Source organism: Caulobacter sp. 05L422 (assembly GCF_056397765.1).
This window is the reverse complement of the sequence record NZ_JBFTOB010000025.1, coordinates 48,062-61,887: the sequence shown is the minus strand read 5'-3', so window position 1 is coordinate 61,887 and position 13,826 is coordinate 48,062. Positions and strand designations below refer to the sequence as shown.

Genomic DNA, 13,826 nt, shown 5'->3' with positions numbered 1-13,826 from the left:
CCGCCCGACCGGTCACCAGTTGAACCGGACCCCCAGCTTGCCGGAATAGGCGTGTCCTTGGCCATCGAGATCCCACTGATAGGCGGCGTTTAGGTAGATCACCGAGCGTTCCGACATCTGACGGGTGAGGCCGCCGTTGAGCTCCAGCCAGTTCTTGCCGGTGTCGGCCAGGAACGAGACGTCGCCTTCCTCGGTCTGGAAGGTGGTCCTGGGCTGGTCGAGGAACTCGTGCCACAGGTTCAGCCGGCCCCAGCCGGTGGTCAGCCGGGTCTCGCCGCTGTCGGTCTTCCGGCTCCAGGTCCGGGCGACGCGGACGCCCAGGCGGCCGACCAGGCTGTCGGTCTGGTCGAACCGCAGGGGCCCGCCTTCGTCGCGTCCCTTGCCGCCGTGGAAGTGCTGGTAGATCAGCTGCCCCTGCGGCTCGACGATCCAGTCGTGCTTCTGGTGGAACGGCTTGCCGCCTTCCAGCGACAGCGCCAGGGCCTTGGCCGTGCCCTTCAGTTCGGGCAGCCGCACCGACTGGGCCTTGGCGTCGAACCAACTGAACTGGACCACCCCGTCCAGATAGGCGCCCTTTTCCCAGAAGCGTGTCCAGTAGGCGCCCAGCGACCAGGCGTCGACCCGGTCGTGGCCGGCGACCCGGCCGTCCCAGTTGCGCACCTTGCCCTTGGCCTGGCCCATCGCGCCGTAGACGCCGGCATGGTCGCGCACGCCGTCCTCGTCCTCGCGCCGGTAGAGGTCGGCGCCGACCTGGAAGGCGTAGAGCTGATAGTCCATGCGCGGCCCGCGATCGCCGTAGATCCCCTGGCTGTCGCCGTCGCGGCGGCCGCCGATGGCCATGATCCGCCCCCAGGCGCCGTTCAGAGTCTCGTCGTCGTCCGGCTGCTGGCGGCCGCGCAACTGCTCCTCCTCGCCGACCCGCTCATGCAGGGTGTCGATCGCCGCCCGGCCATAGAGCTGCGCCAGCGCCGGCAGGGCGGCGTAGAGCGAGACCTCCGACCGGATTTCGACCGGATGCACTGGCGTCGGGGTCGGAGTCGGCGTCGGGGTTGGTGTCGGTGTCGGTGTCGGTGTCGGAGTTGGCGTCGGCGTCGGCGTCGGAGTTGGCGTTGGCGTGGGTGTCGGCGTCGGCGTCGGCGTCGGCGTCGGCGTGGGTGTTGGCGTTGGAGTTGGCGTTGGAGTTGGCGTGGGTGTTGGCGCGGGTGTTGGAGTCGGCGTCGGCGTCGGCGTCGGCGTCGGTGTTGGAGTTGGAGTTGGAGTTGGAGTTGGCGTGGGTGTCGGCGTCGGCGTCGGAGTTGGAGTTGGAGTTGGAGTTGGAGTTGGAGTTGGAGTTGGCGTCGGCGTCGGCGTCGGCGTCGGCGTCGGAGTTGGCGTGGGTGTCGGGGCGCGGCAGGACGGCGGCGGATTGGCGACCCTCGTGCAGTTGACGGTCGAGCGCAGGAACCAAGAGTCCGGCGCGCCCCCCTCGAAACCTCCGCGGTGCAGGCGATACTCGTAGGGCCCGGCCACCACCGGCCCGGTCAGGGTGAACAGGTCCGCCGCCGTGGTCGCACCGCTCCTGGCGTCGACCAGCAGGATGCCGTCGGCCTCCGTCACCGCGCCCAGCCCGCCCGACCGGGTGATCCGCAGGAGCGATGTCCCCGTGCCGGCCCCGCTGTCGACAACCACCCTGTCGGACGGCGAACCGTCGACGCCCAGATAGGTGTTGAGCCCGATCAGCCCGGCGACGCCGGTGTAGTTGACGATCGTCAGGGTCAGGTAGTCCGCCAACTGGGTCACGTCGCCCGTCGGCGCGCCGAACAGCACCGAACTGGCGTCGTTGACGAGGTTGGTCAGGTTCGAGGAGCCGCTCATGTTCCAGGTGGTGTCGGCGGCGAGCGTCACGTTCGAGACGCTGCCCGGCGCGGTGTAGGCCGATCCGTCGAGCACGGAATTGCGAACCACGATCGTCGCCGCGCCCGCGACGGCGGCCGGCGCGGCGGCGAGGGCCGAGAGCGCGAGCGGCTCGTCGGGTGGCGGTTCATCGGGCAAGGGGTCGATGGGCGTGGTGTCTTCGGGCGTGTCGACCGGCCCGGTGATCGGCGGTTCGGCGCCGGTGATCGGCGCGAAGTCGTCGATCGTGGCGACGCGCAGCCATTCGCCGCCGCCGCTGACGGCCATGTCGGTCAGGCTGATCGAGCCCGCCCCGGCGACGGCGATCGTGGGGCCCGAGACGTTCACCAGCACGCCGTCGCTCAGGTTCGCCGTCGACGGCTCGGTCTCGCCCAGCACGAACAGGGCCGAGGCCCCGGTCCCGGTCACGGAGACGGTCGAGCCGAACGAGTCCACCCGTCCGCCGTTCTCGGCCACCAGGCCGTGCGCGTTGGCGCCGCTGGTCGTGATCCGGCTTCGGTCGCGCAGGGTTACCGAGCTCGGCGCACTACGGGCCAGGACGCCATGCGCCAGGTCTCCGGAGGTCGTGACCGTCGTGCGTTCGGCCACCACCGTCCCGGCCGACAGGGCGCGCAGCCCCACCGCGTGCGACCCCGAGGTGGTGATCGCGGTGGTCTTGAGGTTCACGGTCGCGGGCGCTTCGAGGAAATGCTGCTGGGCCTGGGCCCCGTAGGCGTAGTCGCCTTCGGTGGTCACGGTCAGGCCAGAGCCTGTGACGTCGGCGGCGAACTGCGGCCCGGGCTGTTCGACCGTGGCGTAGAGCCCCAGCGAAGAGAGGCCCCGCGTATGGATGACGTTGTCGGTCAGCCGTAGCGAACCGCCGTCGTCGGAGACCGCGCCCATCCCGGCTATGCCATAGGTGTCCACACTGGTGGCGTTGGCGATCAGCAGACCGCCGGGGTTACGCGCCGTCAGTCCGTGAGGATACGACGACAGGCGGACCGAATCCCCATGCGTCTCGACCGAACCGCCCTGCAAGGTGATCGTCGAGCCCAGGTCGGCCAGCGCGCCTATGGCGTTGTCGGTGCCCAGGGTGACGATGGCGACATTGGTCGCGGTGATCGTGGCGTTTCCGGCGGTCAGGCCCGGCGAGTCCCGCAGCTCCGTGGTGATCGAGCCGCCTGTGACGGTGACGTCCGCTCCCGCCGCGGACCGGACGCCGTAACCCGGTCCCGCCGTCCCGCGGACACTGGTGTCCGTGAGGGTGGCGAGCGAGCCCGCGCCCTCGACGTTGACCGCCGCGGGCCCCACGATCGTGCTGTCGCGAAACCGCGCCTCGCCGCCGAGGATCACGTTCACGGCGAACGCGCGGTTGCCGGTCACCGAAAACACCGTGTCGCGGATGTCGGCCAGGGAGCCGGCGTCCTGGACTGACAGACCGTGGCCGAACTGGCCGCTCGCGGTGATGCTGCTGCCGGCCCCGCTCATCGTCAGTTGGCCGCCGCTGACGACACGGGCCGGCGCCGAGGGGTCGGCCGTGGCCCCGGCCCCCGTGGTGGAGAGACTCGTTCCGACTAGGTCGATCCTGCCGCCGAGCTCGGCGCGGGCGGCGCTCCCGTAGGTCCCCGACGCGCTGGCTAAGATGCCGGTGCCGGTGATCTGGCTGCCTGTCCCGCTGGCGATCAGCGCATGGCTGCCGATCGTGCCCCCCGAAACCTGCACACCGGTTGTCGTGATCCGCGTTCCGCCCGAAAGCGCGACAACGCCATTGTCCGTGGCCCTCACGCCGAAGGCGCCGCGCGAGGCGGTGCTGATCTCGCCGCCGACGACATCGATGCGGCTGCCGGCGCCGTCGGCCGACAGTCCGTAATTGAGAGTTCCGTTCACGCCGCCGGCGACCGTGACGACGACGTCCGTCAACGACGCCGTCCCGCCGTCACGCGCCTCGACCGCCACCATGTCCGAGCCGGTCGTGGTCCCCAGGCCCAGGGTGAGCGAGCCGCCCGTCGCGACGATCCGGCTGCCGGCGCCGGTCGCGACCAAGCCCCGCAGCCCCGCGGCCGTCTGGACGGTGCTGATCGTCGTCCCGTCGAAGGTGATCGACGCGCCGCCCTCGGCCCGCGCGGCGGTGGAATTGCGCGTCTGCGTGCTCAGCGATCCCCGCAGGACCGTGATTTCGCTCCCTGGCCCGACCGCGAGCAGGCCGTTGTTCGAGGTTCCCGAAAGCCCGCCCCGGACACTGACGGCGCTGTCGGTCAGCGAAATCCCGCCGCCGCCTTCGGCGCGTACCGCCAGCAGATTGCTGAAGGAAAGGGTTCCGGTGGTCGGTCCCAGCGTCAATGTCCCGCTGTCGAACGTGACGCGGCTGCCGGCCCCGATGGCGATCAGCCCCGCCTGGCCGTTGGTCAGCGCCGTGGTGGTCGAGGCCGTGCGGATCGTGCCGCCGGTCAGAGTCACCACGCCCGCCGACTCGGCCAGGACGCCCGTCGTCGTCGCGGCGTTGAGATTGATCGCCAGCGCGCCGCCGTCGATCACGCCTTGAGCCAGCGCATGAAGGCCGTTGGACTGAGCGCCGTCGACCTGGATCGTCTCGTTGGCGGCGGTGACCAGGGAGCCTTGGCCTTCGCCGCGGACACCGTCGCTCTGGGTCCCCAACAGGCGGATCAGGCCGCTGTCGCCCGTCGGCCCCGTGATGTCGTCGACATTGAGCCAGATCTTGCCGCCGGAGAGCGCGAAGGCGCCGTGCGCGCCCGTGGCTCCGGAGGTCACGTACTGGGCGGGACTGGTCGCCAGGGCGCCCGACGCCGTGACGGGCTTGCCGAAGGTCGTCGGCTGGGCCGGATTGGTTCCGACCTTGACGCCCGTATAGATCGAGTCCCCCGACGAGGTGACCACCGAGGCGGCGTCGCTGGCGTAGAGCCCGTACGCTCCGGTTCCGGAGGTGATGATGGTGGTCGGATCGAGGTCCACCCGCCCGCCGTTCAGGGCCTCGGCGCCCGAGGCGTTCGCGCCCAGCGTGGTGATGCTGGAGTTGGTGACCTGAGCCGTCGAGGCATCGGCTCGGACGCCGGCGCCGGTGCTGACGATGACGCCGCCCTCGAACGAGGCGCTGGATCCGCCGACGACCCGAAGGCCGTCGCCCCCCGCCGTGATGCGGGCGTTGACGGCGTGGATCGCGCCGCCGCCGCTGGCGTGCAGACCGTGGTCCGCCGAGCCGACGGTGGCCTGGACGCTGTCGCCTCGCAGATTGATCACGCCGTGATCGGCGAGCACGCCGATCGCGTTGCCGCCGGTCGCCGTCAGGCTGACATTGGTGGTGGTGATCGCGCCGTTCGAGGCGACGCGTAGAGCGCTGCTGACCGAGTTGACCGATCCGCCGACCAAGGTGATCGCGCCGCCGTCGATCGCCGCGACGCCATAGGAACCGAAGTTCGTGCCCAGGACCGTGACCTGGGTCGCCGAGATCGTCGAACCTGCGCCGCTGGCGGCCAGGCCGCTGGCGTCCCTTCCCGAACTGGTCACCGACGCGTTGGCCAGAATGATCGCGCCGCCGTTGAGGGCGGAGACGCCGAGCGAACTTTCTCCGCTGATCTTCACCGTCTCGCCGGCGGCGGTGATCTTCGAACCGGCGCCGTCGGCCCGCAGGCCGTCGCTGGTGGCCCCGAGGGTCGTGACTAGGCCGGTTCCGGTGGTCGCTCCGGTGCTCGGATTGACGTTCAGCCAGACCTGGCCGCCGCTCAGGGCGTAGACGCCATGGGCGTCGGTGGCGCCGGAGCTCACATACTGGCTGGGATTGGTCGCGGGGCTCCCGTTGGCCTGGACGGGCACGCCGGAGGCGTTGGTCTTCACCCCGGTGTAGATGGAATCGGCCGACGAGGTGACGACGGACGCGGCGTCAGGCGCCGACAGGCCGTAGGCCCCGGTCGCCGAGGTGATGATCGGGGCGGGGGCGCCGAGGTCCTGCCGTGCGTGGGCGGGTGTCGTCGTCGCCATGGCGAGGGCCAGGATCGAGCTGGTCGCGAACAGGCGATCCAGACCGCGAGCTCGCGCCGCCATCATTTCGAGGCGACCTCGCCGGCGTGGACCTAGCTCGGGCTCAGCCGATGGGGACATTGGGCGTCTCCCGTTTCCCGCTGTCCTTTCTTGATCCGAAGCGCCCAGGCCTCAATCGGGCCGATTGCCCAGAACCGTGCACGCTAAACCTGTAGATGTGCGTCTACGTCAGGTGGAGGCCGCGCCGGCGATGCGCCTCCAAAATGGACGCGCTAGGGATTTCCCTAACTGGCGCGTTCCGCGGTCAGCGAGGAAATTGCGGGCGCCGCCGAGGTCGGCGGCCCGCCCGGGAGTTTCACCATGCTCGACGCCGCCGGCTCGACCACGATCCGCCAGTCGCCCCCTCCGGCGCCGCCGGCGGCCCCGCCTTCGACGCAGCCCGCGAAGGACGCCGTCGACGCCGTCCACAAGTCGATGGAAAGCGGCTTCTTCAACCCGATCACCAACGGCGACGTGAAGAACGCCGTCGGCGCCCTGACTGGACTGGACGCGACCAACGCCCGCGTGGCGATCAGCGAGCTGGCCAAGGACGGCATGCTGGACAAGCTGGCCTCCGAGATCAACGACGGCAAGACGTTCGACCTGGGCGGCCTGTCGGCGGACGAGAAGCGCGACTTCTTCGCCGAGATGGCCAAGGACCTGGGCGGGGCCGAGCTGAAGTCGCTGTCCGACGCCTTCGCCAAGGCCGGCGGCGACTATCACGGCAAGGCCGACGTCGAGGCCCTGGGCAAGGCCATCGCCACCCACGCCACGGCGGACGCCAAGCTGGACTACGTCAAGGCCCAGGCGGGCTCGACTCTCGACCATGCCGCCGACACCACCAGCCCGTTCACCCTGGGCGGCTCGATCCGGGTCACCAGCCACGGCGACGCAGAGGCCGCGGCAGTGGGCCAGGTGCTGGCCAGCCTGAAGGGCAATCCGGCCGTCGCCGAGCAGGCGCTCAAGGCGCTCTGCCCCGAGCAACTGAACGGGGTTCTGGCGGCCTCGATCCATCGCGAGGAGATGGACACCACGACCGTCACGATGGGCGGCGGGGCGCACAGCAACAGCACCACGCTGGACACCTCGACCTACAAGGCGATCCTCGAGGCCGGGGCCCAATCGACCGACGCCGACTTCAAGGCGCGGCTGTTCGCCGAGGGCTCGGCGGTGCTCAAGAGCGTCCCGCAGCAGAACCTGCTGCTTGGCGTCAGCGTCATGGACCGCGACGCGGCGACCCGGACCATGGCCGAGGGTCTGACGACGGTGCTCAAGAGCGACGTGTCGGGCGTGATGCGCGAGCTGTCGTTCAACGCCGAGACCCGCGACGGCACCGCCTTCGCCACCTACGCCAAGCAGATGCTGAACGACAAGCAGACCGAGCCCCTGGCCGACATGATGCAGCAGCTGCAGGTGGGCGGCGCCAAGAACGAGAACCCGATCAACCGGTTCGAGGCCACCGCCCAGGTGACCCTGCCCGACGGGACCAAGGTCGACCGCTACGAGAACGCCGCGGCCCTGGGCCACTATGTCGGCGGCGTGCAGGCCGCCGCCGCCTCGATCACCACCGATCGCAAGGAGCAGGCGGAGCTGCTGACCGCCGTGCTGAAGAGCGGCCTGACCCTGGTCGACAAGTCGGGGATCGGCGGCAAGGGCGTGGGCACGGCCGCCGCCGTGGCCAAGGAATGGGTGACCATCGGCACGAACGCGGCGCTCAAGGCGATCCAGGACGATCCCTCGGCCGCCGGCAAGGCGCTGGACCTGGCCGCCGTGCCCACCGATCCCAAGACCGGCGAGGAGGCGGTGGGCAGCAATTCCAAGAGCGCCTACAACACCGCCCTGGACACCGTCGTGCGGCAGGCCAAGCCCTGACGCCGGCGGTTCGTCGCCGTCGAGAGCCGATGACCCGATCGACCGCCTTGCTCGCGCCGTTGCTGGCGATGACGACCCTGGGCCTGGCCGCTTGCGGCCAGGCGCCGGCGGTTCGCACCCCCGCGCCGCCGCCGGGGTTCGTCGACGCCCGCACGCTGCCGCTCAGCCAGGCCTCGGCCGGCGACTATGACCGCGTGCTGGAGACGGGCCTGGCCGCCGAGCCGGAGATCTGGCGCGCCCCCAATGTCAGCACCAAGGTCTATCGCGCGCCCGCCGACCTGGGGCGCGAGGCGATCGCGACCTACTACCGGAAGGCCGCCGCCGAAAGCGGCTGGGTGGCCGACCCCGCCCTGGCCCCGCCCGCTAGGTCCGCCTTGGCCGGCCGGTACTGGTCGTTCGGCTACAAGTCCGGCGAGCACCGGTTCATGGTCGCCGGGGTCGAGCCGGGTCCCGCCCTGGGCGCGCCGCCGGCGGGCTTGCCGGTCGTGGTGCGCACCAACGCCGACTAGACGGAGTTCAGACGCGAAAATCCCGGATCCGATGGGGCGGATCCGGGATCGTCGAACGCGCGGCGCGAGGGTTCAGAAGCGCGTCGCATCCAACTGCGGCAGCGCGGCGAAGCGCTTGGCGGCGACGCTCGTCGAGATGTCCGCGTCGGCCTTGACCAGACTGCCCATCAGCCACCCGGTCAGCATCAGGCCGAGCGAGGCGTTGAAGGTCTCCAGCGCCTCGCGAAGGCCTTCGTTTCCCGGCTTGGTCAGGTTGAAATCGGCCTGGCCGACGGCGGCGCCGGTGATCGAGCTGTCCCAGCCGCTGCCGGCCGCGTCGTTCTCGTTGATCACCAGGCCGTCGTCATGGGCCGCGTCCAGCGCATAGCCGTTGCCGCCCAGCGAGACCTTCAGGTCGCCCTTGGTCAGTTCGCTGACGCCGTCGACGACCAGGGCCTGGTCGCCGCGCGTCACGACGACCTGCTCGGCGTAGGTCATGTCGTTCCAGGTCGACTTCTCGGTGTTGATCGTGATTTTCGTCCCGTTCTCGAGCACGAAGGTGGTCGTGCCCCAGAAGTCGCCGACGTGCTTGCCGTTGTAGTTCACATGGGGGTCGCCCCAGATGCGCGTGGCGTTGCCGTCGGCGTCGCGGACGACGATCTCGGAGCTGGCCTCGTTGATCGACAGCGTGTTGCCGTCGCCCAGGTCGATCTCGGCCTTGCCGCTTTCGGGCATGGCGGCGGTGAACTTCGGCTGGCTTGGCGCCGCCTGGAAGAACCCGCCTGTCATCAGGCCCAGCGTGAACTGCATGGCGCCGAACGCTTGCAGGCCCTGGCCCATCGAGGCCCCGATCCCCGTCAGCAAGCCGGTGTTCACGGCGGTCGTCCAGGCCGTGTTGATGTTGGTCATCCTTCAACCCCTGTCCATCGAGCTGGCCGCGTCCTGCGACCTCGATGGACAGTTGGCGCCTTGCGCGACGGTCCCGCTAGCTGGGGCGTACCCCATCAGGGTATTCCCTAGCGTGGGCTAGAGCGGCTTTCCCGACATCGCCTTCAGCACCTGCAGAATGGTCGAGGGTCGCGCGCCGATCTCGTTCAGCAGCAGCTGGACCAGGCCCGTCAGCATCGCCAGGATCACGGCCGTGGCGATCCACGACTTGATGGCCAGGCCCAACGCGAAGACGTTCAGTTGCGGCGCATAGCGGTTGATCAGTCCAAGGCCGCCGTCGACCAGATAGAGGATGGCCAGGGCGGGCGTGGCCAGCATCACCGCCAGCACCATCAGCCGCGAGAACTCGCCCTCGAACAGCGACAGGCTGCGCAAGGACAGCACCGGCGTCAGGCTGCCGATCGGCCAGATCGCGTAGCTGTCGAGGATCGTGCCGACCAGCAGCAGCAACCCGCCCGAGAACATGAAAACGAAGTTGGCCAGCCGGGCCAGGAACTCGCCGTTCAGCGAGGTCTGGTGGCCGCTCAGCGGATCGACGATCTGGGCCATGGTCGCTCCGACCTTGGCGTCGATGATCTGGCCCGCTGCCTCGAACGCCCACAACATGGTCCCGAAGAAGAAGCCGATCACCACGCCGATCAGCGCCTCCTTGCCGAAGATCAGGATCCATTGGACCGTCGGCAGGTCGCTCTGGGCGATGTGCGGCTGCAGGGTGACGACGATCAGCCCGAAGGCCAGGAAGATCGAGTTGCGCACCAACGGCGGCACGGTCTCGGGCGACAGCAGGGGCAGCAGCATGAAGGCCGCGGCGATCCGTGTCGCGCCGACCGCCAGCACCATGGTGTTGGCGAAGATCGCGCTCAGCCAGTCCGGCGCCGTTTCCGGCATCAGCGGCGGACCATGGCCGGGAACTCGGTGAACACCCGGTCGCCGAACCGGTAGAGCGTGCCGCCCAGCAGGCTGGCGGTCAGGAAGATCGTCAGAACGATGGCGAAGAACTTGGCGGCGTACTGCAGGGTCTGCTCCTGCAGCTGGGTGGCCGACTGGACGATGGCCACCGCCACGCCGACCACCGAGGCGGCGATGATCGGCGGCGCCGACAGCATCAGCACCATCCACAGCGCCTGGTTCACCAGCTCGATGGCCTGGGAGTTCATCATGGGAGGGACCTCACGTGTAGGACAGGACCAGGCCGTGGGCGAGCTTCACCCAGCCGTCGATCAGCACGAACAGCAGCAGCTTGAAGGGCAGGGACACCGTCGTCGGCGACAGCATCATCATCCCCATCGCCAGCAGGATGTTGGACACCACCAGGTCGATGATCAGGAACGGCAGGAAGATCAGGAAGCCGATCTGGAAGGCGGCCGCCAGCTCCGAGACGGTGAAGGCCGGCACCACCACGATGAAGTCGCGCTGGGTCATCGTGCGGGCCTTTTCCGGGCCGTTGATGCGTTGGGCGGTCTTCAGGAAGAAGGCGCGCTCGCGGGGCGTCGAATGCTTCATCAGGAAGGCGCGCAGGGGCTCCTTGGCCTTGTCGGCATAGGTGAACAGCGCCTGGGTGTCGCTGCTGACCGCGGCGACCGGCTTCACGCCCTGGTTGGCCGCGGCCATCTGCTGGCCGACCGGGTACATCACGTACAGGGTCAGGATCAGGGCCAGGCCGTTGAGCACGATGTTGGGCGGCACCTGCTGCAGGCCCAGCGCGTTGCGCAGCAGGCTGAGGGTGACGACGATCTTCGTGAACGAGGTGACCATCACCGCCACGAACGGCGCCAGGGCCAGCAGGATGACGGTGATGAGGGCCGAGCCGGGGGTGAACGACGACAGGTCCATCCGGGGTCAGGCTCCCTTCGCCAGTTGTTCGATCAGCACGCCGTAGGCCTCGCCCACGGCCACCAGTCGTCCCGTGGCGATGGGGTGGTCCCCGGCCAGCAGGACGGCGGCGGTGTCGCGCGCCGACCCACCCAGCACGACGGTCGAGCCGGGGCGCAGGCCGGTCAGTTCCGACAGCGGAAGGCTGGCCTCGCCCAGCATCACTTTCAGGGCGACGGGCAGGTCGGCGGGCGCGATGGGAGACGTGTCGGGGGCGGCGGTCTCGGCCGGTTGCACGGCGGCGTCCATGGGCGGCGCGGGCATGGCGCTCTCCTCGAGGGTGATGACGGTGAAGCGGCGGTCGGCGGGATCGAACCGGCCGGTCAGGCGGCGATCGGGCAGGATCAGGCGGGCGTCGCCCGGCTGGCGGGGACCCCAGGCCGTGAGCACGATGTCGCCGATCCGCAGGGCGGCGACCCGGGCGGCGGCCACCACGGCGGCGTCCAGCACCAGCCGTCCGGGGATCGGCACGGCCTGGTGGGCGCCGTCGGCAGACAGGTCGATCGCCGGCAACGGCCAGGCGGCGGGCGCGGTGAGGGCGACATGGAAGACGATACGGGTCGACGCCGCCTCGGCGTCGCGCGTCAGGTCCAAGGCGATGGCGACGCCGGTGTCTGGTGACTGGCGGGAGATGTCGCTCGGTTCGAGGCCAAGGCCGGTGGTCGTCTCGATCGCCGCCAGCACCGGCTCCAGGCGGTCCAGCGCCACGAGCAGGGCGGCGTCGTCCTCGGGAACGAACGGTGCGCCGTCCAGGTCGACGATCGCCAGGCGCGGCGCGTCGGTCTCGGCGCCGAACAAGATCCAGGGACCGGTCGGCGGCAGCGTCAGGCTGGCGGCGATCTTCAGGCCGGAAAAGGGGAGGGCGGAGAGCACGGCCAGGGCGCGGTTGCGGGCCGCGACCTCGGCGGCGTCGAAGGTCTCCAGGCCCCGCACCAGGGGTTCGGCGTCGAGCACGTCGGTCATGCGTCGCCGTCCGTCGTGCCGGTGATGGCCATCCGGACCAGCTCGGTCAGGCTGGCGGCCTCCATCTTGGTCATGATCCGCGAGCGGTGCAGCTCGACGGTCTTGGGACTGATGCCCAGCTCGTAGGCGATGATCTTGTTGACCTTGCCGGCGACCACCAGGGCCATCACCTCGCGCTCCCGCTCGGTCAGGCTGGCGACCCGGCGGGCGTAGAGGTCCTGGCCGGGCGTCGTGGCCGGATGCAGGCGGGCGAAGGCCAGGCCGAGGGCTTCCTCCAGCGCCGCCTCCTGGAACGGCTTCTCCAGGAAGGTGATCGCGCCCTTCTTCATCGCCTCCACCGCCAGCGGCACGTCGGCGTGGCCGGTCATGAAGATCACCGGCCGCTCGCAGCCGCGCGCCTTGACCGCGTCCAGCAGCTCCAGGCCCGACATGGTCGGCATCCGCACGTCGAACAGCAGGCAGGCGTCGGTCGGCGGATCGCCGGCGTCGAGGAAGGCCTGCGGGTCGTCATAGGTCGTCACCGCGTAGCCCAGGCTCTCCAGCCACCAGGCGGCCGACTGGCGGAACTCGCCGTGGTCGTCGACCAGGCAGACCGCGCCGAGGCTGCGGGGCGGCTCCGAACGCGACGCGGCGTCTTGAGCGGGGGTCATGGTTCATCCTCCTGGCGCGCCGTCGGCAGCGCGATGTGGAACAGGCTTCCCCCCCCTTGCTCGCGGGTGTGCCAAAGGCGTCCGCGATGCAGTTCGATGATCGAACGACAGATCCCCAGGCCCACGCCCACGCCGCCCGGCTTGGTCGAGAAGAACGGCGAGAACATCCGGCCGGCAGCCTCGTCCGAAACGCCGGGGCCGGTGTCGGCCACCGTCAGCTCGACCATCCGCGTTGAGCCCCCCATGCGGCGACCGGCGATGGTCAAGCGGCGGGGCTGGGGTTCGCCGCGCATGGCGTCCAGGCCGTTGCGGGCCAGGTTGACCAGCACCTGCTGGATCATCACCGCGTCGCCCAGCACCGGCGGCAGGTCGTCGTCGAACAGGGCTTGGGCCGAAACCCGGTCGCGGGCGATCTCCCAGTCCAGCAGGTCCAGGGTGGCGCGAGCCAGGCGGGGCAGGTCCAGCGGCTCGACCTGGGGCTGGCGCTGCTCGACGAACGACCGCATGCGCTGGATGACGCCCGAGGCGTACAGCGCCTGGTCGGCGGCCTTGTCCAGGGCTTCGACGCCGTCGGTCACGGTCAGGGCGTCGCGCGACAGTCGGGCCTTGAGGCCGCGCACGATGTTGGCGATCGAGCCGATCGGCTGGTTCAGCTCGTGGGCGATCATGGTCGCCATCTCGCCCACCGACATCACCCGCGAGGTCAGCAACAAGCGCTCGCGGTCGGCCAAACGGCGGGCCTCGGCCTCCTGGCGCTCGGCGGCGTCGGAGAGCTTCAGATACAGCCGGCCGTCGGCGCTTCGCCCCGGCCGAGCCTCCAGCACGGCCTCGCCACCGTCCAGCGCGAGCGGCGCGGTTTCGCCGCGCTTTGCCGCTCCGAGCGCGGCGTCCAGGGCGGGCGGCGCCAGGTCTCCCGGCGCGAGGTCGGGCATCAGTCGGGCGAAGGCGTCGGTGCGCCAGACCAGGCGTGGCGGCGCGCTCTCGAACGCCCCGACCGCCAGGTCCAGGGCGGCGAAGGCGGCCTCGGCCGGATCCAGGTCCGGCGCGTGCAGGCGCAGGGCCCTCATGGCCGGGGCCCTAAAGCGATCCATGGCGCGACGTTTGGTCTCGCTAGGGAAAACCCGAATAG

At 70.2% G+C, this 13,826-nt stretch carries 10 protein-coding genes; 2 read left to right on the top strand and 8 right to left on the bottom strand.

Going from position 1 to position 13,826, the window contains the following annotated elements; genetic code table 11:
* Positions 1 to 12: 12 nt before the first annotated feature.
* Complete coding sequence (locus AC1DMQ_RS21595; protein WP_477035593.1) at positions 13 to 5,931, bottom strand: autotransporter outer membrane beta-barrel domain-containing protein; 5,919 nt, start codon at positions 5,929 to 5,931, stop codon at positions 13 to 15.
* A 294-nt stretch (positions 5,932 to 6,225) separates the two neighbouring features.
* Here AC1DMQ_RS21595 and AC1DMQ_RS21590 point away from each other — a divergent pair, with 294 nt between their 5' ends.
* Both AC1DMQ_RS21590 and AC1DMQ_RS21585 read left to right on the top strand, forming a co-directional pair.
* Complete coding sequence (locus tag AC1DMQ_RS21590; RefSeq protein ID WP_477035592.1) at positions 6,226 to 7,776, top strand: hypothetical protein; 1,551 nt, start codon at positions 6,226 to 6,228, stop codon at positions 7,774 to 7,776.
* A 29-nt stretch (positions 7,777 to 7,805) separates the two neighbouring features.
* Positions 7,806 to 8,285 carry a hypothetical protein gene (locus AC1DMQ_RS21585; protein WP_477035591.1) on the top strand — a complete coding sequence of 160 codons (480 nt, stop codon included), beginning with the start codon at positions 7,806 to 7,808 and terminating at the stop codon, positions 8,283 to 8,285.
* A 72-nt stretch (positions 8,286 to 8,357) separates the two neighbouring features.
* Here AC1DMQ_RS21585 and AC1DMQ_RS21580 read toward each other — a convergent pair whose 3' ends face one another.
* From AC1DMQ_RS21580 to AC1DMQ_RS21550, 7 genes are all read right to left on the bottom strand, one after another.
* On the bottom strand, positions 8,358 to 9,173 hold the full coding sequence (locus AC1DMQ_RS21580) for a DUF1521 domain-containing protein (RefSeq protein WP_477035590.1): 816 nt from the start codon (positions 9,171 to 9,173) through the stop codon (positions 8,358 to 8,360).
* 117 nt (positions 9,174 to 9,290) lie between these two features.
* A complete protein-coding gene (sctT, locus tag AC1DMQ_RS21575; protein ID WP_477035589.1) occupies positions 9,291 to 10,100 on the bottom strand; it encodes a type III secretion system export apparatus subunit SctT in 810 nt (269 codons plus the stop codon).
* Positions 10,100 to 10,372 carry a type III secretion system export apparatus subunit SctS gene (sctS, locus tag AC1DMQ_RS21570; protein WP_477035588.1) on the bottom strand — a complete coding sequence of 91 codons (273 nt, stop codon included), beginning with the start codon at positions 10,370 to 10,372 and terminating at the stop codon, positions 10,100 to 10,102. The genes sctT and sctS overlap by 1 nt, the downstream gene beginning before the upstream one ends.
* 10 nt (positions 10,373 to 10,382) lie before the next feature.
* Complete coding sequence (gene sctR, locus AC1DMQ_RS21565) at positions 10,383 to 11,045, bottom strand: type III secretion system export apparatus subunit SctR (protein ID WP_477035587.1); 663 nt, start codon at positions 11,043 to 11,045, stop codon at positions 10,383 to 10,385.
* A 6-nt stretch (positions 11,046 to 11,051) separates the two neighbouring features.
* Positions 11,052 to 12,047 (bottom strand): FliM/FliN family flagellar motor switch protein, encoded by a 996-nt coding sequence (locus AC1DMQ_RS21560; RefSeq protein WP_477035586.1) that lies wholly within the window; start codon positions 12,045 to 12,047, stop codon positions 11,052 to 11,054.
* Positions 12,044 to 12,697, bottom strand: a complete 654-nt coding sequence (locus AC1DMQ_RS21555) for a response regulator transcription factor (protein WP_477035585.1) — start codon at positions 12,695 to 12,697, stop codon at positions 12,044 to 12,046. Before AC1DMQ_RS21555 ends, AC1DMQ_RS21560 begins: the two co-directional genes overlap by 4 nt.
* Entirely contained in the window at positions 12,694 to 13,788 is a 1,095-nt protein-coding gene (locus AC1DMQ_RS21550) for a sensor histidine kinase (protein ID WP_477035584.1), read from the bottom strand. The genes AC1DMQ_RS21555 and AC1DMQ_RS21550 overlap by 4 nt, the downstream gene beginning before the upstream one ends.
* Positions 13,789 to 13,826: the final 38 nt, after the last annotated feature.